Source organism: Pseudokineococcus sp. 5B2Z-1 (assembly GCF_037482305.1).
Classification (GTDB): Bacteria; Actinomycetota; Actinomycetes; order Actinomycetales; family Quadrisphaeraceae; genus Pseudokineococcus.
The window spans coordinates 327,534-348,570 of record NZ_JBBHZG010000002.1; the positions used below are offsets into that span (position 1 = coordinate 327,534).

The window sequence follows — 21,037 nt, forward strand, 5'->3', positions numbered from 1 at the left end:
GCGCGCGTGCGGCAGGGTGGTCCGTCGTGGCGGACCGCAGCGGCGTCGTGGTGGTGGGCAGCGCGAACCTCGACGTCGTCCTCGGGGTCGACGACGTCCCCCGGCCGGGGGAGACGGTCCTCGCCCGCTCCCGCGCCGAGCACGTCGGCGGCAAGGGGCTCAACCAGGCCGTCGCGGCCGCCCGGTGCGGGGCGGCGACGACCTTCGTCGGAGCGGTCGGGGACGACGCGGCCGGGCGACGCCTGCGGGACGCGCTCACCGCCGCGGGGGTCGCGGTCCGCCTCCGCGCGCTCGAGCGCCCCACGGGCACGGCCTTCGTGACCGTCGCCGGCGGCGGCGAGAACGTCATCGTCGTCGACCCGGGCGCGAACGCGGGGCTCGTCGACCTCGTGCCGGCCGAGCTCGCCGCCGTGCGCGGCGCCGGTCACCTGCTGTGCCAGCTCGAGGTGCCGACGGCCACCGTGGCCGCCGCGGCGTCGGAGGCCTCGGCGGCCGGCGTCGTCGTGGTCCTCAACCCCTCGCCGGTGCAGCCCCTGCCCGCCGGGCTCCTCGCCGACGTCGACGTCCTGCTCGTCAACGAGCACGAGGCCGCGGCCGTCGCCGGGGACGGAGCGGGCGCGGCGGACGGCGACAGGACGGACGACGGGGGAGCGGGCGGGGCCGGTGGCGACGACGCGGACGTCGTCGCGCGCGCCCGCGCCCTGGCGCGCCGCCTGATCGAGGTGGTGCCCCGCGTGGTCGTCACCCTCGGCGCGGCGGGCGCCCTCGTGGTCGTGCGGGGCGGGGCGGAGGGCGGCGTCCACGTGCCCGGTGTGCCGGTGCCCGTGGTCGACACGACGGGCGCGGGCGACGTCGTCGCCGGCGCGCTCGCCGCGGCGCTCGAGGAGGCCCGGACGGGCGCTGACGGGGGAGGGGCGCCGGACGAGGAGCGGCTCGTCGCCGCCGCGCGCCGCGCGACGGCGGCCGCCGCGCTGTCGGTGCAGCGGCCGGGGGCGTCGGCGTCCGCGCCGCGGCGCGAGGAGGTCGAGGCGCTGCTGGCGGGGCGGCCGACCCCTCGTCCGTAGCGGCGCCCCCCGACCGGGGGACGCCCGTGCGATCACTCGAACACCTGTGCGAACCTGCTCGCGTGGGCGGCGGGTGGTCGAGCAGCAGGGCGGCGGCCTTCCGCCGTTCGCTGGCCGACCGGCACGACGGCCACGAGGGGGCCGAGCACGAGGGGGCCGAGCACGAGGGGAGCGCCGAGCAGGTGGTGGACGAGCGCCGGGGCGAGGGGCGGCAGGAGGAGGGGCGGCCGCGCGGCGGGCGCGGCACGCACTGCTGGGTGCTCATGCCCGACGCCGACCCCATGCCCGGCGTGGTCGCGGGCTGGCGCCGCGACCACGGCGGCGCCTGGGAGGCGCGGGTCGCCTACGCGCTCGGCGACGACGGCAGCGCGGGCGCCGCGGGGACGGCGGGCGTCGTCACGGGGTGGCTGCCCGCGAGCTGCCTGCGCCGCTACCCGTCCTGAGGGCCCGGCGGCTCGCCCGACGCCCGAGTCGGCACCCCGCCCGACACCCCGCCCGACACCCCGCCCGACACCCGCCCGGCCGGTCGCCTCAGGACGCCGTCCACCGGTACTCCAGCTCCGGGCGGCCCGCCCCGCCGTAGCGGGGGCGCCGGTCGGCGGCGCCCGTGCCCACGAGGTGCTCGAGGTAGCGGCGCGCCGTCACCCGCCCGACGCCGACCCGGGTGGCCACCTCCGCCGCCGACGACGGCGCCTCCCGCAGCACGGCGGCCACGGCCGCCAGGGTCTCCTCCGACAGCCCGCCCCCGCGGGCGGGCGGGTCCTCCCCGGGCACGAGGTGCCCGGACAGCAGCCGGTCGACCTCCGCCTGCGACAGGGCCGCGCCGTCGGCGTCGGCGGGGCCGCGGGCCGCCGCGTACTGCCGCAGCCGCTCCCGCAGGGCCGCCCCGGCGAAGGGCTTGAGCAGGTACCCGACGACGCCGAGCGAGGTCGCCGCCCGCACCGTCGACAGCTCCCGCGCCGAGGTGACGGCGAGCACGTCCGTCCACCGGCCCGCCGCGCGCAGGGCGCGGACGACGTCGAGCCCGGACCGGTCGGGCAGGTGCATGTCGAGGAGCACGAGGTCGACGGCTGCGCCCTCCGCGCCGCGCAGCCGCATCAGCGCCTCGGCGGCCGTGGCGGCGGGCGGCAGGGCGCGGAAGCCCGGGACCGCGTCCACGTGCCCCCGGTGGGCGGCGGCGGCGACCGGCTCGTCCTCCACCACGAGGACGACGAGGTCGCGGTCGCGCGGCCCCCCGGCCGTCGTCACGGCCCCGGCCGCCGTCACAGCGCCGCCCGTCGTCCCTCGAGGACCACCTGCGCCGGCAGCAGCACGCGGAAGCGGGCGCCGCCGAGCACCGAGCGGTCGACCTCGACCCGGCCCCCGAGACGCTCGACCGTCTGGCCGACGAGCGCCAGGCCCAGGCCGCGGCCGTGCAGGCGCCGCCCGTCGTCCTTGGTGGACCAGCCGCGCCGGAAGGCGGCCCCGGCCTCCTCGGCGGACAGCCCGCGGCCGGAGTCGCTCACCTCCACGGCGAGGCCCTCGGCGTCCAGGCCGAGGAGCACCTCGACGAGGGCGCCGCCACCGTCCCCGTCCGAGGCGTCCCGCGCCGTCGCGGCGGCGTCGACGGCGTTGTCGAGCAGGTTGCCGAGCACCGTGAGCACGTCGCGCACGGGCGTGCCCGTGCGCTCCAGCGCGCCCTCGTCGAGGGCGCTGCCGGCGGCGACGACGAGCTCCACCCCGCGCTCGCCCGCCCGGGCGCTGGCGCCCAGCAGCAGCGCCGCCACGACGGGCTCGTCGACGGCCCCGACGACGTGGTCGGTGAGCGCCTGCGCCTCGGCCAGCTCGTCGACGGCGAGGTCGACCGCCTCGTCCACCCGCCCCATCTCGACGAGCTGCACGACCGTGTGCAGCCGGTTGGAGAACTCGTGGGCCTGGCTGCGGAGCGCCTCGGCCAGCGAGCGCGTCGTCTCGAGCTCGTCGGTCAGCGCCAGCAGGTCGGTGCGGTCGCGCAGCGTGACGACCCGCCCGGCCGCGGCGCCGGCGTGCGACGTCCCCGCCGCCGTCGCCCCCTCGACCCCGCCGCCGTCCCCGCCGCCTTCCGGGCCGGCTCCCGGGGCGCGCGCCGCGCGGACGGACGCGACGAGCACCCGCCGGGAGGTGAGGAGGAGCTCGTCGGCGGCCTCGTCGTCGGCCGTCAGCAGGCGCACGAGGGCCGCCGGGAGCGGCAGCTGCGCCACCGGCCGCCCGACGACGTCGTCGTCGGCGTCCGGCAGGTCGAGGAGCCGGCGGGCCTCGGCGTTGACCAGCTGCACCCTCCCGCCGGCGTCGACGAGCAGGAGCCCTTCGCGCACCGACCGGAGCACGGTGTCGTAGTAGGTGAACATCCGTGCGAGCTCCGGCCCGGCCAGGCCCAGCGTCAGCCGGCGCGCCCGTCGGGCCACGAGGTAGGAGCCGCCGAGCGCGAGGACGAGCACGGCGCCGCCGGCGAGGGCGACGACGTGCACGTCGCGGGCGACCTCGCGGCCCACCGCGGCCACGGAGATGCCCGCCGAGACGAGGGCGACGACGGGCCCGGTCTCCGCGCCGTCCGGGCCGTCGGCGCGCACGGGCACGACGGCGCGCACCGACGGGCCCAGCGTCCCCGTGTACGTCTCGAGGACCCGGCCGCCGGCCAGGGCCGCGGCGCGCGAGCCGAGGTAGGTGCGGCCGACCTGCGCCGGGTCGGGGTGCGTCCAGCGCGTGCCGTCGGGGGCCATGACGACGACGAACGACGTCCCGGTCTCCGCCCGCACGCGCTCGGCGAAGGGCTGCAGGGCCGCCGTCCGTGCGGCGTCGTCGAGGTCGCCCGTCGCCGCGGCCAGCACCTCCGGGGCGTCGGCGACCGTCTCCGCCACCGCGGACGCCCGCTCGCCCGCGCTCCTCTCGGCGTCGCGGCGCGCGTCCACCCCCGCGAGCACCGCGCCGACGGCCACGACGACGAGGACGACGAGGGCCTGCCACCACATGAGGTGCGCCGCGACGCTGCGGGGCCCCCGGCGGCTGCTCGGCACGGCGCCAGTGTGGCCCGCCGCGGACGCAAGGCACGCAAGGCACGCAAGGGTGCGCCGGCCGCGCACCGGGCCGCAGGCTGCCGCCCGGCTCGGCGCGCGTCGACGCGTGCCGGCGACGCTCTCGACGAGGAGACCCATGGCCACGCAGCCGCCGCCGGTGGACCGGCAGCAGACCCCCACCGCCGCGCCGGCCGGGCGCGACCGCACCCACTGGCTCTACATCACCGTCATCGTCGCCGTCGTGCTCGGCGCGACGGTCGGGCTGCTCTCGCCGGCCACCGGCGTGGCCCTCAAGCCGCTCGGGACCGGCTTCGTCAGCCTGGTCAGGATGATGATCTCGCCGGTCATCTTCTGCACCATCGTGCTCGGCATCGGCTCGATCCGCGCCGCCGCGCAGGTGGGCCGCGTCGGCGGCCTCGCGCTCGGGTACTTCCTCGGGATGTCGACCCTGGCGCTGGCCATCGGCCTCGTCGTCGGCAACATCGTCCAGCCGGGTGCGGGCATCGACTACTCGGGGTCCAGCTACGACCTGCCGAGCAGCGGCGAGGAGGAGGACGGCGGGACCGTCGGCTTCCTCCTCGGCATCATCCCGACGACGCTCGTCTCCCCGCTCACCGGGGACTCGGTGCTCTCGACCCTCTTCGTCGCCATCCTCATCGGCTTCGCCGTCCAGGCCCTCGGGTCCACGGGGCAGGCGGCGCTGCGCGGCGTCGCGGTCTTCCAGAAGGTCGTCTTCAAGGTGCTCGCGATGATCATGTGGGTGGCCCCCGTGGGCGCCTTCGGGGCCATCGCCGCGGTCGTCGGCGAGACGGGCTGGGACGCCATCCGCGGGCTCCTGCTCGTGATGCTCGCCTTCTACACGACGTGCGCCCTCTTCATCTTCGTCGTCCTCGGGGCCCTGCTGCGCGTGGTCACCGGCCTCAACGTCTTCTCGCTGCTGCGCTACCTCGGCCGCGAGCTCCTCCTCATCGTCTCGACGTCGTCGTCGGAGACCGCGCTGCCGCGCCTCATCGCCAAGATGGAGCACGCCGGCGTCGACCGCTCGGTCGTCGGCATCACCGTGCCGGTCGGCTACTCGTTCAACCTCGACGGCACGGCCATCTACCTGACGATGGCCTCGCTCTTCATCGCCGAGGCGTCCGGGGCGCCCTTCAGCATCGGCCAGCAGGTGTCCCTGCTCGTCTTCATGGTCATCGCCTCGAAGGGCGCGGCGGGCGTCACCGGCGCCGGCCTCGCCACGCTGGCCGGCGGCCTGCAGAGCCACCGCCCCGACCTCGTCGACGGCGTCGGCCTCATCGTCGGCATCGACCGCTTCATGTCCGAGGCGCGCGCCCTCACGAACTTCTCGGGCAACGCCGTCGCGACCGTCCTCATCGGCCACTGGACCCGCGCCCTCGACCACGAGCGCGTCCGCCAGGTGTTGGCGGGGGAGGACCCCTTCGACGAGCGCACCATGGTCGACGACCACGGCCCGACGACGACGGCGCCCAGCGCCGACCCCGTCGCCGTGACGAACGCCCGCACGCCGGAGGCCGGCACGCCCTCCGACCTGGAGTCCAGCGGCCGGCGCTGATCCTCCGCCGGGGGGCCGCTGCGAGCCCCCGGCCTCGAGCACCCGCCGCGGGCGTGACCCCGCCCGCCCGCGGCGGGCCCCACCCGGTGCGCCGGGTGCGAGGCCGTCGGGCGACGGCGGCCCTCCGGCGGCGCTCCGGCGAGGGTGGCGGGGTCGCGGCTACGGTGCCCGCGGAGCTGTCGAGGAGGACGGGGCGGTGCGGATGTCGAGGGTCGGTGGCGGCGCGGTGGCGCTCGCGGGAGCCGGGTGGCCCGGCGCGGGAGCGTCCGCGTGAGCGCCGAGGAGCCCGTCGCGGCGCGCGCGCCCGACCCGACGCCGGAGGACTACCCGCACCGGCGCGCCTTCCCCACCCGCTGGAACGACGAGGACGCCTTCGGCCACCTCAACAACACCGTCTACTACTCGGCGATGGACACGACCATCACCGGCTGGCTGCTCGACGGCGACGACCTCGGCCTGCTCGCGGGCGGCTTCCGGCCCGTCGTCGTGCAGTCCTCGTGCACCTACCGGCGCTCGGCCCACTACCCCGAGGTGCTCGAGGTCGGGCTGCGCTCCACCCGCGTCGGACGCTCGAGCATGACCTACGACCTCGGCCTCTTCCGCCAGCGCGACGGCGCCCTCGTCGCGCGCGGCACGTGGGTGCACGTCGCCGTCGACGCGGCGACGGGCGAGCCGGTGCCCGTGCCCGAGCCTCTGCGGGCGCGGCTGGCCGGGATCAGCGCTCCGCCGGCGTGACGGCGCCCGCGCGCCACGTCGCGACGTCGAGGCGGTGCAGGACGTGCGGCCGCAGGCGGTGCCCGGGCGGGAGGGCCGGGTGCTCGAAGTCCTCGGCCGGGTCGCGGCGCATCCCGAGCCGGGCCATGACGGCCTGGGAGCGGGTGTTCGTCCGGGCCGTGAAGGACACGACCTCCTCGAGCCCGACGTCGACGAAGGCCGCGCGCAGCGCCGCGCGCGCCGCCTCGGTGGCGTAGCCCCGGCCCCAGGCCCACGCCGGCAGGCGCCAGCCGACCTCGACGCAGGGCGTGAAGTGCGCCTCGAAGCGGGGCCGGGCCAGCCCGGTGAAGCCGGCGAAGCGCCCGGCGTCGTCGGGCGCGGCCGGGTCCGCCACCTCGAGGGCCCACAGGCCCCACCCGTGCTCGGCGAGGTGGGCGTCCGCGCGGTCGACGAGGGCGTCGCTCGCCGCCCGGTCGAGGAGGGCCGGGAAGTGCTCCATGACCCGCGGGTCGGCGCCCATCGCGGCGAAGGGCTCACGGTCCTCGGGGCGCCACCGGCGCAGGAGCAGGCGGGGCGTCCGCCGGTCGGGGCTCACGTCGGGACAGCCTGGCAGGGCGCCCTCGATGCCCGTGCCCGCTGCTCGGCGTGCCGGCCCTCGGAGTCCGCGGCCCGTCCGGCTCAGCGCGGGAGGCGCGCCCGCCGCCGCGTGACGACGGCGCCCGCCAGCAGCGCGCCGAGGGTGCCGAGCACCATGTCGCCGAGGGTGTCGGCGTACGCCGTCGCCTCCTCGGGGCCGCCGCGGACGAAGGTCGCGTACTCGCCCACCTCCCAGACGAGCGCCGCCAGGCACCCGCACCCGGCGACGAGGAGCACCCGGACGCCGGGCGGCAGCCCGCGGGGCAGCACGAGCGCCAGCGCGGCGGCGAGCAGCGCCCAGTTGACGAGGTGGGCGGCGTCGTCGAACCACACGACGGCGTCGAAGAGGTCGAGGGCGTTGCCGAGCAGGTCGACCGCCCAGGGGAGGCTGACGAGCAGGTCGGCGAGCAGCGGGTACGCCGCGCCGCGCGGGCGGCCGACGAGCAGCCAGCCCGCGGGCACGAGGAGCAGGCCGACCGGGTAGACGACGGCCCTGGCGTCCATCGCCTTGTCGGAGAAGCGCTCCCACTCGGGGACGGCGAGCGCGAGGGCCAGCAGGCCGAGGACGACCGCCTTGACGGCCAGGTCGGCCACGAGGAGGCGTCGTCGTCGCGCGGCGGGCACGGGCCCATGGTGGCGCGCGCCGGGCGCCTCGCGCGGGCTCCCGCGTCAGCTCCCGCCCGCGTGCCCGGGGCGGGCCCGGTCGAGCAGCCGTGACAGGACGATGACGGACTCGGTGGCGGCGACGTCGAGCTCGTCGCGCACGCGCTCGAGCGCCCGCTCGAGGTGCTGGACGTCGCGCGCCAGCAGGTGCAGGAGCGCGTCGGCCCGGCCCGTGACGGTCACCGCCTCGACCACCTCGGGGATGCCGACGAGGCGCCGTCGCAGCTCCCGGGGCGAGACGGGACCCTCGCAGCGCACCTCGACGTAGGCCTCGGTGCCCCAGCCCAGCGCCGCCGGGTCGACGACGGCGGTGAAGCCGCGCACCGCGCCGGTGGCCACGAGCCGGTCGACCCGGCGCTTCACGGCGGGGGCCGACAGGCCGACCTCGGCGCCGATCTCCGCGAAGGTCGCGCGGGCGTCGGCCACCAGCGCCCGCAGGATGCCCTCGTCCAGACCGTCCACGCCTCGTCAGCCTCCCCGGTGTCGCGCAGCAGATCGCCGATCGTCGCACGCACGCGCAACGGATCACCACTGACGCGCACGCGGACGGCCTTGGCCGCCGCTCTCGCCGCTCGTAGCGTCCGCAGCACGGGACGGCGCCGGCGCCGCCCCGCCCGCCGACGATCCGCGGGTGCCCGGCCGCACCGGCGCCCCTCCCCGCACGCCTCGTGCCCCGACCCTGGAGGTCCGGTGAGCGACACCACCGCCACCCGCCCGACCGCTCCGCCCGCCGCGACGACGCCGCCCGTCGCCGCCGTGCCCGCCCCTCGTGCGGAGACGGCGCCGTCCGCCCTCCCGCCCCGGCGGGCCACGCCGCGGCGCTACGCGATGTGCCGCCCCGAGCACTTCGAGGTGCGGTACGCCATCAACCCCTGGATGGACGTCCGGGTCCCGGTCGACCGCGACCTCGCCGTCGCGCAGTGGGAGGCGCTGCGGCGCACCTACCTCGACCTCGGGCACGAGGTCGACCTCGTGCCGCCGCTGCCGGGGCAGCCCGACATGGTCTTCGCGGCGAACGGCGGTGTCGTGCTCGGCGGCCGGGCGCTCGGGGCCCGCTTCGCCCACCCCGAGCGCGCGGCCGAGGGGCCCGCCTTCGCCGCCTGGCTGCGCTCGCGGGGCGTCGACGTCCACGACCCCGAGCACGTCGGCGAGGGCGAGGGCGACTTCCTCGTCGTCGGCGACCGCGTCCTGGCCGGCACGGGCTACCGGACGGCGCCGGCGGCGCACGAGGAGGCCGCGCGCGTGCTGGGCGCCGAGGTCGTGGGCCTGCGCCTCGTCGACCCGCGGTACTACCACCTCGACACGGCCCTCGCCGTGCTCGCGGACGACGACGTCGCCTACGTGCCCTCGGCCTTCGACGACGAGGGGCGCGCGGCCCTGGCGCGGCTCTTCCCCGACGCCCTGCTCGTCGACGAGGGCGACGCCGCCGTGCTCGCGCTCAACGCCGTCTCCGACGGGCTCCACGTCGTCCTGCCCGCGGCCGCGCGCCGCACCGCCGACGCGCTGGCCACGCGCGGCTACGTCCCCGTGCCCGTCGACCTGTCCGAGCTGCTCAAGGGCGGCGGCTCGGTGAAGTGCTGCACGCTGGAGCTGAGGGGCTGAGCCGCCCGCCGGGAGGCGGCGGGAGTCCCGGGCGGGTGACGGCGACGGGGGCGCGGCTACCCGCCGGTATCCTCGGGCGTCCCGAGCCGCACTGCCGGCGGTCCGCCGTCGGCACCTGGAGGAGCTGCATGAGCGCGACCGCCGACCCGATCACCGCCCGGGTGCACCGGACGAGCTTCGCCCTCGGCGAGGACGTCGTCCCCTACGCCTACGGCGACGGGTGCACGGACGAGCTGCTGCTCCTGCTCGCCGAGGAGGTCGCGGGCGCCGACCGCGTGCTCCTCGTCCACGACGCGGTGGCCGCCGACCTGGCCCAGCGGGTCGTCGACGGGCTCTCCCCGCGCGCGAGCGTGCACCCGCTGCCGGTGAGCGCCCGCGAGGAGCTCAAGACCCTCGAGACGGTGCTGCACCTCGCCGAGGAGGCCGTCGCCGCGGGCGTCACCCGCGGCTCCGTGGTCCTGGCGCTCGGCGGCGGGCTCGTCGGCAACGTCGCCGGCATGGTGGCCGCCACGCTCTTCCGCGGCCTGCCGCTCGTCCACCTGCCGACGACCCCCGTGGCCGCCTTCGACGCGGTCCTGTCGGCCAAGCAGGGCGTCAACCTCTCCGCCGGCAAGAACATGGTGGGCACCTTCTGGACCCCGCGGTCGGTCTGGTGCGACCTCGACTGGCTGCGCGGCGTCGACGCCCGCCAGGTCCTCACCGGCACCGCGGAGATGGCGAAGAACGTGCTCGCCGTCCTGCCCGAGCGCGAGGAGGACTACCTCGCCGCCGTCGACGGCCTCGCCGACCCGGGCTCGGACGCCCTGCTGCGCCTGCTGCAGATCGGCGTCGACGCCAAGACGGGGCCGCTGCGCGTGGACCCGCACGAGCGCACCGAGGCCCTCGTCTTCGAGTACGGCCACACCGTGGGCCACGCCGTCGAGCTCGCCTCGCGCGGCGCCCTCTCGCACGGCGCGGCCGTCGGCTGGGGGATGCTCGCCGCCGCGGACGTGGCCGCGCGGCTCGGCCTCCTCGACGATGCGGCGGTCGCCGCGCACGCGCGCGTCCTCGCGCCGCTCGGCGTGCGCGTCGACGCCCCGCCCGTCCTCGACCGCGCCCTCGTGCACCGGTTGCTGCTGCGCGACAACAAGCGCGGCTACCTCGCGGGCATCGGCGACGACGTCGTGCCCATGGTCCTGCTCGACCGGCTCGGCAGCGCCCGGCGCGGGGAGGGCGGCCGTCCGCTCGTCCCCGTGCCGACGGACGTGGTCCACGCGGCCGTCGACGAGGTCCTGCGCCCCGTCTGAGCGGCCCGGCCGGTCAGTCCTCGGCCAGGCCCCCGCCGGGCTCGCCGTCGACCGGTCCGCCCGCACCCGACGCAGCACCGGGCTCTCCGCGCGGGAGGTCGTCGTCGAGGTCGCGCAGCGCCTCGAAAACGCCCTCCAGCGCGTCGTAGAGCCCGGCGTGCACGGGCAGGAGCCGGGCGTAGACGGCCGAGGCCGTCGGGTCGGGCTCGACGACGTGGTCCACCTCGACGCGGTCGGCCGCCACCTCGACGCTGGGGACGAGGCCGAGCGCCGTCATCGCGACGACCGCCGCGCCGTAGCCGGACCCCTGCGTGCCGCTGGGGAAGGACACGGGCATGCCGAGGACGTCGGCGAGCATCTGCCGCCAGACGGCGGACCGGGCGAAGCCGCCGGTCGCCCGCATCTCGTGGATCTCGTGGCCCGCCTCGCGCAGCGACGCCAGCACGAGGGCCAGCTGCTGGCACACGCCCTCGAGGGCCGCCCGCAGGAGGTGCGCCCGGGTGTGGTGGCGCTGCAGCCCCACGTAGGCGCCCCGCGGCAGGGAGGTCCAGTACGGCGCCCGCTCGCTCAGCAGGTACGGCAGCATGAGGAGGCCCTCGGACCCCGCGGGGGCCTGGGAGGCGAGGTCGGTGAGCGACTCCTCGGGCTCGTCGCCCATCTCGTCCGCCAGCACCTCCAGGTCGGGCGCCAGCGCGTCGCCGGCCCACCGCAGCACGACCCCACCGTTGGTGATGGCGCCGCCGACGGCCCACAGGTCGTCCGTCAGGGCGTAGCAGAAGGTCCGCCCGGCGGGGTCGACGCCGGGGCGGTCGACGACGACGCGCAGCGCGCCGCTCGTGCCGATGGACACGCTCGCCACCCCCGGTCGCACCGCGCCGACCCCGAGGTTGGCGAGCGGCCCGTCGCCGCCGCCGACGACGAGCGCGACGTCCTCGGACAGGCCCAGGTCGGCCGCCACCTCCGGCTGCAGCCGCAGGCGGTGGGTGACGGGCACGGGCCGGGGCAGCTGGTCGGCGCGCACGCGGGCGAGCTCGAGGGCCTCCTCGTCCCAGTCGAGGGCCTCGAGGTCGAGCAGGCCGTTGCCGGACGCCATCGAGTGGTCGACGACCCACTCGCCGGACCAGTCGTGCAGGAGCAGCTCCTTGACGCCCACCCAGTGCGCGGCGCGGGCGGCGACGTCGGGGCGCTCCTCCGCGAACCAGGCCAGCTTCACGAGGGGTGACATGGGGTGGACCGGCGTCCCGGTGCGCCGGTGGACGCCGGGGCCGGGCCCGCGGCGGATGCGGTCGGCCTGCGGCGTCGCGCGCCGGTCGGCCCAGGTGACGACGGCGGTGAGGGGCTCGTCGTGCTCGTCGACGCCGATGACGCTGTGCATGGCGCCGCTGACCCCGATGCCGAGGACGCGGTGGCCGTCGCGGCGGGCGTGGCGGACGACGGCGCGGGCGGCGTCGCGCGCCGCGGCGAGGATGGCGGCCGGGTCCTGCTCGGCCCAGCCTGGCTCCGGCTCGTCGAGCGCGTACTCGACCTCAGCCTCGGCCACCGCGTCGCCGCCCCGGGTGAAGGCGGCGACCTTCGTCGCCGTCGTGCCCAGGTCGACGCCGAGGACGACGTCCTGGCCGCCCGCCGTGCTGGTCGTGGGGTCGGGGGTCGGGACGTCGTCAGGCACCGGGCCATCCTGACGGACGCCCCCCGGGTGGCGGAGCCGCCGGTCGGGAGGGGTGGCGGAGCCGCCGGTCGGGGTGGGTGGCGGAGCCGCCGTTCGGGAGGGGTGGCGGAGCCGCCGGTCGGGAGGGGTGGCGGAGCCGCCGGTCACGGGCCGCTCACAGCGCACGTCCAGGGCCGGTCCGGGGGGCGCGCCTAGCCTGCGGGCATGTCCGAGCCCGCAGCCGCGCCGGTCGCGCCCGGGACGGCGAGCGCCGGAGCTCCCGACCGGGGGCGCCTGCGCGTCGAGGTGTTCCTCGTCCTCGCCCTGAGCCTGGGCGCCTCGGCCGTCTACGCCGTCGTCAGCCTCGTGGCGACGTGGACGCGGGGGCCCCTGCGCGAGGCGACGGCGACGCTCAACGCCTCCCGCAGCGACCGGCCGTACCTGGACCTCACCTACCAGCTGCTGGCGAACGCGACGGCGCTCGTGCCGGTGGTGCTGGCCCTGGCCCTGCTGGGGTGGAGCGCCGGGGGAGGGGTGCGCTCGGCGGCCCTGTCCATGGGGTTCGACCTGCGCGCGCCCGGCCGCGACGTCCTCCGGGGTGTCGGCCTGGCGGCCCTCATCGGGATCCCGGGGCTGGGGCTCTACCTCGCCGGCCGGGCGCTCGGGGTCACGGCCGACGTCGTCCCGGCGGCGCTCGACACCTACTGGTGGACCGTCCCGGTGCTCCTGCTCGCGGCCGTGAAGAACGCGGTGCTCGAGGAGGTGGTCGTCGTCGGCTGGCTGCTGCGGCGCCTGCAGGACCTGCGCTGGGGCCCCGTCGCCGCCGTCGCGGTGAGCGCCCTCCTGCGCGGCAGCTACCACCTCTACCAGGGCGTCGGCCCCTTCGTCGGCAACGTCGTCATGGGCGTCGTCTTCGCCCTCGTCTACCGGCGCACCGGCCGGGTCATGCCCCTCGTCGTCGCGCACTTCCTCATCGACGCCGTCGCCTTCGTCGGCTACGCCGCGGTGCGCCCGCTCCTCTGACGTCTCCGCCTGGGGCGCCGCCGGCGCGGGTGGACCTCGTAGGGCGGGGGACGGCGTGTCGTCCCACGCCGTCCACCACGGAGGTGCGCCGGCCCGTAGGGGCGACCAGCGAGCAGGCCGCGGACTTCGCGGGTCGGCACGCCGCGGCGCGCGCACGAGCGCGGACCTCGAGGGGCGGCGGACGGCGCGGCGGCCCTCGACGTCCGCCGCCGGTGGCGTCGGGACGACGTCCCGGTCGCCCACGCGCAGGTGCGCCACGCGGGCGGAGAGGGACCCCGCCCTCCGGGGGTGCGGGGGCGGAGAAGGGCTGCGAAGTCCGGCCCCTGGGGCGCGGCTGCTCCGTCCGGGGGACCCCGGCGCGCCGGTCACGTCCCGGCCGCCCGCCACGCTGAGGCACCATGAGTGACTGGCGGTAGCAGGACTGGGCTGGACGGGGGAGGGTGCGCGCGTGCAGGGACGAGCGAGGGGACCACGGGCCACCGGGGCCGTCGACGGCGGTCCGACCCCCGTCGCCGGGGCGTCGGCCGGGGCCGTCCTCCTCCTCGGCTCCCTCTGCGCCGTCCTGTCGGCCCTCTTCCCGGCGGCCGGCCAGACGCCCGCGCTCCTGCTCGCCATCGCGGCCGCCACGGCGGTCGGCGGGGTGGCGCTCGTGCTGCTGCGGGCCGTGGTCACCTGGACCGTCCTCAACGCCGCCGTCATCGCCGGCGAGCTGCTGCTCGTCGCCGCCGCCGTCGACGCGGCGGGGGACCGCTCGCGGCTCGTCGCCGTCACGGGCCTCGCCGTCCTCGGCGTGCTGCCGTCGGCGCTGCTCCTGCGCCCGCGGCCCGCGGCGGTGCACCTCGGCGTCGTGGTCGCCGTCGCCGTGGCGCTGCGGCTCCTCGCGCCGGGGGGCGGCACCGTCGTCGAGGCCGTCTACGTGGCGGTCGCGCTCGTCGCCGTGGCCGTGCTGGGTGTCGTGCTGAGCCGGGCCGTCGCGCGCGCGGACGTCGACGACCTCACCCAGCTGCCCAACCGGCGGGCGCTCGCCCGGGCCCTCGACGCGCACGTGGCGGCCCCGCCGCCGGGGGCCACGAGCCTCGCCATGCTGGACCTCGACGGCTTCAAGGAGGTCAACGACACCCACGGCCACGGCGCGGGGGACGCCCGGCTCGTCGCCGTCGCCCGCCACCTCCGGGGCCGGCTGGCGGACGGTCTCCTGGCGCGCATCGGCGGGGACGAGTTCGTCTGGGTCGTCGAGGCCGACGAGGACGAGGCGCGCCAGCGCCTGGCGGAGGCGACCGCCGACGTCCCGGACGAGCAGCGGGTGTCCTTCGGCGTCGCGGTGCTCGACGCGAGCGACTCCGCGGCGACGTGGCGCCAGCGCGCCGACGCGGACCTCTACGCCGCCAAGCGCCGCCGGCGCGGCCTGCTGCCCGCCAGCCTCGACACCCCGGAGGCCGAGGAGCTCCTCCGCGCCATCACCGACGGCGAGCTCGTGCTGCGCTACCAGCCCGTCGTGGACCTCGTCACGGGCGCGCTGACCGGGGTCGAGGCCCTCGTGCGGTGGCAGCACCCCGAGCGCGGGCTCCTGCCGCCCAGCACCTTCCTGCCGCTGGCCGAGGCCACGGGCGTCGTCGACCTCCTGGGGGCGCGCGTCCTGCGGGCCGCCTGCCACGAGGTGCGCGCCTGGCAGCGCCGCACGGGCACCACGGCAGGGGTCGCCGTCAACGTCTCCGGCGCGGAGCTCGCCTCACCGGCGTACCCCGGCCGGGTGCTGCGGGCGCTCGCCGACAGCGGGCTGCCCGCCTCCGACCTCGTCCTCGAGGTGACGGAGACGGCCTTCGCGGAGGCGCCGACGATGACGGCGTCCCTCACCGCGCTGCGTGGCGCCGGCGTCCGGGTGGCGGTCGACGACTTCGGCACCGGGTGGTCGACGCTCTCGCGCCTGGACCAGCTGCCCGTCGACGTCCTCAAGCTCGACAAGTCCTTCGTCGACCGCGTCGTCCCCGGCGAGGGGTGCACGCCCGTCGTCGACGCCGTGCTGGCCATGGCGCGCGCCCTGGACCTCGAGGTCACCGCCGAGGGCGTCGAGACGGCGGAGCAGGTGAGCGCGCTGCGCGACGCCGGCTGCGACGCCGCGCAGGGCTACCACCTGCAGCGTCCCGTTCCGCTGGAGGACGTCGAGCTCAGCCGCCTGAGCTCGGCCGCCTGAGGCGCGCCCGCCCGACCCGCTGCCTCCCCGGCCCGCGCGCGCCCGGAGGAGCGGCGGGGGTCACTCCGGTGCGTCGGGGCTGCGGCGCACGACGAGCACGCACGTGTCGTCCTCGAGGTCCAGGCCGCCGTCGGTGAAGCGGGCGACGACGAGGTCGCGCAGCGCCGCCGCGCTGCACCCCTCGGGCGCCTGCGAGAGGACCTGCGCCAGCTCGTCGATGCCCTGCCGAAGCGGCCGGTCCCGCCGCTCGAGCAGGCCGTCGGTGTAGAGCACGAGCGCCGCGCCGGGGGGCATGGGCACCTCGGCCTGGTCGACGAGCGTGCGCGGGGCGGCGACCCCGATGGGCGTCGTGAGCGCCTGGTCGAGGCGCTCGACCGCGCCCCCCGGCAGCAGCAGCATCGGCGGCGGGTGGCCCGCCTTGGCGTAGGTGACCGCGCAGCGGCTCCCGTCCTCGGCGCAGGCGACGCGGGCGTAGACGCATGTCGCCAGGCCCGCCATGCCGAGGCCCCGCACGAGCAGGTCGAGCTGGCGCAGGACGGCGCCGGGCTCGTCGCCGCTCCAGGCGTAGGAGCGCAGGACCGAGCGCAGCTGGCCCATGGCGGCGGCGGCCTGGAGGTCGTGGCCCATGACGTCGCCGATGGCGACGCCGAGGCCGCCGTCGGGGAGGTCGAGGACGTCGTACCAGTCGCCGCCCACCTCGGCGCCCACGGCCGCCGGGAGGTAGGTGGCCGCGACGTCGAAGTCCTCGAGCTCGGGCAGGTCGGGCAGGAGGCTGCGCTGGAGCGTCAGGGCGGCCGCGTGCTCGCGCTCGTAGAGGCGCGCGTTGTCGATGGCCAGGCCGGCGCGCACGCCGACGTCCGTCATGGTCGCCAGGTCCGTGGGGCCGGGATCGCCGCCGTCGACGACGACGAGCCCGAGCACGGCCGTGGTCCTGCCTCGGGCCCGCAGGGGCACGAGCACCACCCGCGTCATGCCCATGGCCCGCAGGGCCTCGCGGCTCTCCTCGCGCTCGAGGGGGCCGGCGGCGTCCTCGACGTCCAGCTCCCAGGAGATCGGGTCGGTCACGGCACCGGAGAGCAGCTCGGCCAGCTGCGGGCCGTGCGCGTACCGGTGCGGGTCCTCGGTCGCCAGGAGCCGCGCCTGCTCGGCCATGGCCGGGTCGCCGTGGGCGACGTGGAAGGCCGCGGCCCGACCCGCCTCGTCGGTGCCGATGACGAAGGCCCAGACGGCGAGGTCGGGCACGACGAGCCCCGGCAGGACGGCGAGGGCCTCGTGGCTGTCGAGGCGGCTGGAGAGGGCGCTGCTCACCCGCGCGAGCGCCTCGAGGCGGGCGTTGGCGCGGCGGGCGGCCTCGAGCGCCCGGTCGCGCTCGGCGGCGGCCTCGACGCGCGCCGTCACGTCGGACTGGACGCCCACGTGGTGGGTGAGGCGGCCGTCGGCGTCGAAGACCGGGCTGATGACCACCTCGTTCCAGAAGGCGGTGCCGTCGGCCCGGAAGTTGAGGAGCACCTCGGTGACGGGCTCGTCAGCGCGCAGCGCCCGGGAGATGCGGGCCACGGCCTCCCGGTCGGTGCCGGGGCCCTGGAGGAAGCGGCAGTTGCGGCCGACGACGTCCTCGGACCTGTACCCGGTGGTGCGGGTGAAGGCGGGGTTGACCCACACGAGCGGGTCGTCGTCGCCGTGGGGGTCGCTGATGGTGAAGGACAGGTCGCTCGCGACGACGGCGCGGTAGCGCAGGTCCCCGCCGTCCTGCAGCTCGGCGACGGCCTCCTGCTCCCGCAGCGGCAGCATGACGACGAGGGCCTGGCGCGCCAGCGGCGGCGGGGCGTCGGTGAGGGGGAAGCCGACCACCCACAGCGCCTCGCGGGCCGAGGTGGCGTCCGACCCGCGCTCGGCGGTCACGGCCTCCCCGGTGACGGGCTCGCCCGACGCCACGCGGCGCAGCGGGGCGGGGCCGTCCTCCATGTCCTCGCCGGTGGCGTCGCGCAGGCCCGCCGCGCGGGACCACTCGGGGATGCCGACGGGCAGGCCCGTGCCGGGTGCCAGCTGGCGGGCGAGGTGGTTGGCGAAGACGACCTCGCCCTCGTCGAGGTCGACGAGCAGGACGGCGGCCGGGGTGTCGCGGACGACGGACGGGAGCACGGAGCCCGCCAGCGGCTGCACGGCCGTGAGCCCGTCGATGTCCGTCACGGCGTCGATAGTACGGAGGGGGCGCGAGCGCGCACCGCCGGACGGCGGTGCCCGTCGTCGACGTGTCGACACCCCGTCGACCGTGCGGCGGCCGGGGCGCCTCGGGGCCTCAGGGCGGCGGCGCGCCCGTGCGGACGGCGTCGAGCCACGCGCGCGCGGCGGCGAAGTCGCCGTCGCCGGTGCCGGGGCGCACGGGCACCGGCCGGGCGTCCGCCCGGGGGTAGGAGCCGAGGAAGCGCACCTGGGGGCAGAAGCGGTGCAGGCCGAGGAGCGCCTCGGCGACCCGGGCGTCCTCGACGTGGCCCTCGGCGTCGATGGCGAAGCAGTAGCGCCCGAGGGCGTCGCCCGTGGGGCGCGACTCGATGCGCGTGAGGTTGACCCCGCGGGAGGCGAACTGCTCGAGGATCTCGAGCAGCATCCCGGGGTGGTCCTCCGGCTGGAAGGCGACGACGCTCGTGCGGTCGGCGCCCGTCCGCGGCGGCGGGGCGGCGGGGCGGCCGACGAGCACGAAGCGCGTGACGGCGCCCGCCGTGTCGCCGACGTCCCGGGCGAGCACCTGCAGGCCGTAGCGCTCGGCGGCGACCTCCGCGCACAGGGCGGCCTCGTAGCCCGGGGCGGGCGAGCCGGCGGCCAGCCCGGCCGCGGCCGCCGCCGTCGACGCGCTCGGCACGTAGCCGGCCGCGGGCAGGTGCGCCGCGAGCCAGCCCCGGCACTGGGCGTGGGCGTGCGTGTGCGTGCTCACGACCCGCACGTCCTCCGCGCGGGTGCCGGGCCGGACGGCGACCATGAAGGAGACCGGCACGAGCGCCTCGGCGAGGACGACGAGCGGGTCGCCGCCGGCGAGCCCGTCGAGCGTGGCGGCGACGCCGCCCTCGACGGAGTTCTCCATCGGCACCATGGCGGCGTCGAGGTCGCCGGCGCGGACCGCCGCCAGGGCGGCGTCGACGCTCGGCGTGGCCACCTTCTCGGCGCCGCCCTCGCCGCGCGCCGCGAGGGCGCCGGCGAGGGCGGCTTCGGTGAAGGTGCCCTCGGGCCCGAGGTAGCCGTAGCGGCGGGCCCCCGGGTGCCCCTGCTCCTCGGGGCTCACGAGCCGTCGGTCCCGCTGCCGTCCTCGTCGCCGGAGCCGAACCCGCCCGGGGCGGTGCCGCCGGGCGCGGGCGCGGTGGTGCGCACCGGGCGCACCGCCGCGCTGCCGCCCGAGCCGGAGCCGGAGCCGGAGCCGCCGAGCAGCGACGTGAGGTCGACGCCCGTCGTGCGGCGCACCGTCTCGAGGGTCTCGTGGAGGTTGCCGGCGACCGAGCGGGAGAGCGCTCCGGCGCCGTCGTTGGAGATGACCGTGAGGTCGTCGATCGAGCCGAGCGGCTCGGCGAGGGCCCGGGCCATCTCGGGCAGGACGTCGACGACCATCTGCAGGCGGGCGGCGTCGCCGTACCCGGCGAAGGCCTCGGCGAGCTCGCGCCGCGCGGCGGCCTCCGCGCGGCCCTTGGCCTCGATCGCGGCGGCCTCGGACTCGCCCTCCAGGCGGCGGGCGTCGGCCTGCGCGGTGCGCCGGGCCAGCTCGGCCTCGGCGGCGAGGCGGACGGCGCGGGCCTCGGCCTCGGCGCTGATGCGCAGGCGCTGCGCGTCGGCGTCGGCCGACAGTCGGGTGCGCTCGGCGGCGGCCTTGGCGTCGGCGACGGACGACGCCGCGCGGCCCTCGGCCTCGTACTGGACGGCGCTGCGGCGCGCCTGCGCCTCCTGCTCGGTCTTGTACCGGGCGGCGTCGGCGGGCTTGCGGACGTCGGTGTCGAGCTGGGTCTCGGTCAGCGTGGCCTGGCGCTGGGCCACCCGCTCCTGGACGGTGAGGACCTCCTGGTCCTGGGCGGCCTTGGCGAGCGCGCCCGCCGCCTCGGCCTCGGCCTGCGCCCGGTCGGTGTCGGCGCGGAAGGTGGCCTGGCGCAGGGCTAGGTCGCGCTCGGCCTCGGCGACGAGCTGCTGCGCCGCGGCCTCGCGCTGGGAGGACTCGCGCTGGGCGTCGGCCTCGGCGATGGCCGCGTTGCGGGCGGCCGCGGCGGCCTCGGGGCGGCCGAGGTCGCGCAGGTAGTTGCTGTCGTCGGAGACGTCCTGGATCTGGAAGGTGTCGAGGACGAGGCCCTGGTTGTTGAGCGAGGAGACCGACTCGTCGGCGACCTGGCGCGCGAAGGCGGCGCGGTCGCGGATGATCTCGTCGACCGTCAGCGTGCCGACGATGGAGCGCAGCGAGCCGGCGAGGACCTCCTGCGTGAAGGACTCGATCTCGTCCTGCTGGTGCAGGAAGCGCTGCGCGGCCGCGCGCACGTTGTTCTCCGTGCCGCCCACCTTGACGATCGCGACGGCGTCGAGGTTGAGGCGGATGCCCTGCTGCGACACCGCGCCGCGGATCTGCACGCGGATCGAGCGCGACGCCAGGGACAGCGCGTAGGCCTGCTCGACGAAGGGCTTGACGAAGACGCCGCCGCCCATGACGACGCGCTGGCCGGACAGGTCCATCGAGGACTCGCCCGTCTCGGGGTTGAGCACGGGCTTGCCGCCCTTGCGCCCGACGACGACGAGCGCCTCGGACGGGTTGGCGATCTTGTAGCGCCGCACCGCGGAGACGCCCAGGACCAGGAGGACGAGGACGACCACCCCCACGAGCACCAGGGCGATGAGCGTTCCGACTGCGATGTCCATGCCTGACCGGGCTCCCCGTCACGTCGTCGTCGCCCCGCCGCGGCGGGGGCCCGCGCCGGTGCCGGCGCGCGGGCGACAGTGTGGCGGAGCGGCGCTCGCCGCGGGGCCGGGTGCGCACATGGCACCCGTCCGGGGACGGACGGGGCGACCGGGGCCGTCCCGTCGGCGGCCTCAGGCGCCGGGCGGGCGGCGTCCGCGCGCGACGGCGTCGGCCGCCTCGTCGAGGAAGCGCCCGAGCAGCGCCAGCTCCTCGCCGTCGTAGCGCGCGAGCACGGCGCGCAGCTCGGCGGCCAGGGGCGAGAAGACGTCGCGGCCGAGGTCGCGCGCGACGTCGGTGACCTCGACGACGACGCGGCGGCGGTCGCTGCCGCTGCGGGCCCGTCGCACGTGCCCGGACCGCTCGAGCCGGTCGAGCAGCGCCGTCGTCGCGGGCGAGCTGAGGCCGAGGTGGCGCGAGAGCGTGCCGGGGCTGTGCTCCTCGCCGCGGCGGTCGGCCTCGACGACGGCGGCGACGGCCTCGAGGTCGGTGCGGGCGGAGCCGTGCCGGGCGCCGACCTCGTCGACGTAGCGGTCGGTCTCCTGCACCACGCGCTGCAGGCCGTGCAGGACCGCGGCCCGTGCGGCGTCGTCGGCCCCGTCCGGGGAGTGCGCGCTCACGCCGCCGACCGTACTCTCTCCGCCATGGAGAGGTTCGCTGGTGGAGAGAGCAGGGCTCGCGCGACGGGCC

At 77.8% G+C, this 21,037-nt stretch carries 18 protein-coding genes; 8 read left to right on the top strand and 10 right to left on the bottom strand.

Annotated elements, in window-relative coordinates:
• The first annotated feature begins 26 nt into the window (after window positions 1-26).
• Together WDV85_RS05710 and WDV85_RS05715 are read left to right on the top strand one after the other, a co-directional pair.
• Window positions 27-1,064, top strand: coding sequence for a PfkB family carbohydrate kinase (locus WDV85_RS05710; RefSeq protein ID WP_339569722.1), 1,038 nt, complete (start codon window positions 27-29; stop codon window positions 1,062-1,064).
• A gap of 62 nt (window positions 1,065-1,126) precedes the next feature.
• Entirely contained in the window at window positions 1,127-1,507 is a 381-nt protein-coding gene (locus WDV85_RS05715; protein WP_339569723.1) for a hypothetical protein, read from the top strand.
• 88 nt (window positions 1,508-1,595) lie between these two features.
• Here the strand turns inward: WDV85_RS05715 and WDV85_RS05720 are convergent, their stop codons facing one another.
• Together WDV85_RS05720 and WDV85_RS05725 are read right to left on the bottom strand one after the other, a co-directional pair.
• Window positions 1,596-2,330 carry a response regulator gene (locus tag WDV85_RS05720; RefSeq protein WP_339569724.1) on the bottom strand — a complete coding sequence of 245 codons (735 nt, stop codon included), beginning with the start codon at window positions 2,328-2,330 and terminating at the stop codon, window positions 1,596-1,598.
• Window positions 2,327-4,096 carry a sensor histidine kinase gene (locus WDV85_RS05725; protein ID WP_339569725.1) on the bottom strand — a complete coding sequence of 590 codons (1,770 nt, stop codon included), beginning with the start codon at window positions 4,094-4,096 and terminating at the stop codon, window positions 2,327-2,329. The genes WDV85_RS05720 and WDV85_RS05725 overlap by 4 nt, the downstream gene beginning before the upstream one ends.
• A gap of 136 nt (window positions 4,097-4,232) precedes the next feature.
• Between WDV85_RS05725 and WDV85_RS05730 the strand changes: the two genes are divergently transcribed.
• Together WDV85_RS05730 and WDV85_RS05735 are read left to right on the top strand one after the other, a co-directional pair.
• Complete coding sequence (locus WDV85_RS05730; protein ID WP_339569726.1) at window positions 4,233-5,669, top strand: cation:dicarboxylate symporter family transporter; 1,437 nt, start codon at window positions 4,233-4,235, stop codon at window positions 5,667-5,669.
• 270 nt (window positions 5,670-5,939) lie between these two features.
• Window positions 5,940-6,404, top strand: a complete 465-nt coding sequence (locus WDV85_RS05735; RefSeq protein ID WP_339569727.1) for an acyl-CoA thioesterase — start codon at window positions 5,940-5,942, stop codon at window positions 6,402-6,404.
• Here WDV85_RS05735 and WDV85_RS05740 read toward each other — a convergent pair.
• The 3 genes from WDV85_RS05740 to WDV85_RS05750 all read right to left on the bottom strand — a co-directional run bounded on the left by WDV85_RS05740 (window position 6,385) and on the right by WDV85_RS05750 (window position 8,144).
• Window positions 6,385-6,978 (bottom strand): GNAT family N-acetyltransferase, encoded by a 594-nt coding sequence (locus tag WDV85_RS05740; protein ID WP_339569728.1) that lies wholly within the window; start codon window positions 6,976-6,978, stop codon window positions 6,385-6,387. The genes WDV85_RS05735 and WDV85_RS05740 overlap by 20 nt on opposite strands.
• Window positions 6,979-7,061: 83 nt before the next feature.
• The gene (locus WDV85_RS05745) at window positions 7,062-7,643 is read right to left on the bottom strand and encodes a hypothetical protein (protein WP_339569729.1); all 582 of its coding nucleotides are present in this window, start codon (window positions 7,641-7,643) and stop codon (window positions 7,062-7,064) included.
• A gap of 45 nt (window positions 7,644-7,688) precedes the next feature.
• Window positions 7,689-8,144 (bottom strand): Lrp/AsnC family transcriptional regulator, encoded by a 456-nt coding sequence (locus WDV85_RS05750; RefSeq protein ID WP_339569730.1) that lies wholly within the window; start codon window positions 8,142-8,144, stop codon window positions 7,689-7,691.
• A 366-nt stretch (window positions 8,145-8,510) separates the two neighbouring features.
• On the opposite strand from WDV85_RS05750, the gene ddaH reads away from it, so the two are divergent.
• Window positions 8,511-9,284 (top strand): dimethylargininase, encoded by a 774-nt coding sequence (gene ddaH, locus WDV85_RS05755; protein ID WP_445263237.1) that lies wholly within the window; start codon window positions 8,511-8,513, stop codon window positions 9,282-9,284.
• Window positions 9,285-9,412: 128 nt separating this feature from the next.
• Entirely contained in the window at window positions 9,413-10,570 is a 1,158-nt protein-coding gene (locus tag WDV85_RS05760) for a 3-dehydroquinate synthase family protein (protein WP_339569732.1), read from the top strand.
• 13 nt (window positions 10,571-10,583) lie between these two features.
• On the opposite strand, the gene WDV85_RS05765 is transcribed toward WDV85_RS05760, so the two are convergent.
• Window positions 10,584-12,236 (bottom strand): gluconokinase, encoded by a 1,653-nt coding sequence (locus tag WDV85_RS05765; protein WP_339569733.1) that lies wholly within the window; start codon window positions 12,234-12,236, stop codon window positions 10,584-10,586.
• Window positions 12,237-12,440: 204 nt separating this feature from the next.
• On the opposite strand from WDV85_RS05765, the gene WDV85_RS05770 reads away from it, so the two are divergent.
• Together WDV85_RS05770 and WDV85_RS05775 are read left to right on the top strand one after the other, a co-directional pair.
• The gene (locus WDV85_RS05770) at window positions 12,441-13,238 is read left to right on the top strand and encodes a CPBP family intramembrane glutamic endopeptidase (protein ID WP_339569734.1); all 798 of its coding nucleotides are present in this window, start codon (window positions 12,441-12,443) and stop codon (window positions 13,236-13,238) included.
• 448 nt (window positions 13,239-13,686) lie between these two features.
• Window positions 13,687-15,429, top strand: a complete 1,743-nt coding sequence (locus WDV85_RS05775; protein WP_339569735.1) for a putative bifunctional diguanylate cyclase/phosphodiesterase — start codon at window positions 13,687-13,689, stop codon at window positions 15,427-15,429.
• Between the two features lie 60 nt (window positions 15,430-15,489).
• Here the strand turns inward: WDV85_RS05775 and WDV85_RS05780 are convergent, their stop codons facing one another.
• The 4 genes from WDV85_RS05780 to WDV85_RS05795 form a co-directional block, all read right to left on the bottom strand.
• Window positions 15,490-17,619: a SpoIIE family protein phosphatase gene (locus WDV85_RS05780; protein ID WP_339569736.1), complete on the bottom strand. Its 2,130-nt coding sequence runs from the start codon at window positions 17,617-17,619 to the stop codon at window positions 15,490-15,492.
• 109 nt (window positions 17,620-17,728) lie between these two features.
• Window positions 17,729-18,706: a prephenate dehydratase gene (gene pheA, locus WDV85_RS05785; RefSeq protein WP_339569737.1), complete on the bottom strand. Its 978-nt coding sequence runs from the start codon at window positions 18,704-18,706 to the stop codon at window positions 17,729-17,731.
• Window positions 18,703-20,310 carry a flotillin family protein gene (locus WDV85_RS05790; RefSeq protein WP_339569738.1) on the bottom strand — a complete coding sequence of 536 codons (1,608 nt, stop codon included), beginning with the start codon at window positions 20,308-20,310 and terminating at the stop codon, window positions 18,703-18,705. The genes pheA and WDV85_RS05790 overlap by 4 nt, the downstream gene beginning before the upstream one ends.
• Before the next feature lie 171 nt (window positions 20,311-20,481).
• A complete protein-coding gene (locus WDV85_RS05795; protein ID WP_339569739.1) occupies window positions 20,482-20,967 on the bottom strand; it encodes a MarR family winged helix-turn-helix transcriptional regulator in 486 nt (161 codons plus the stop codon).
• Between the last annotated feature and the right edge of the window lie 70 nt (window positions 20,968-21,037).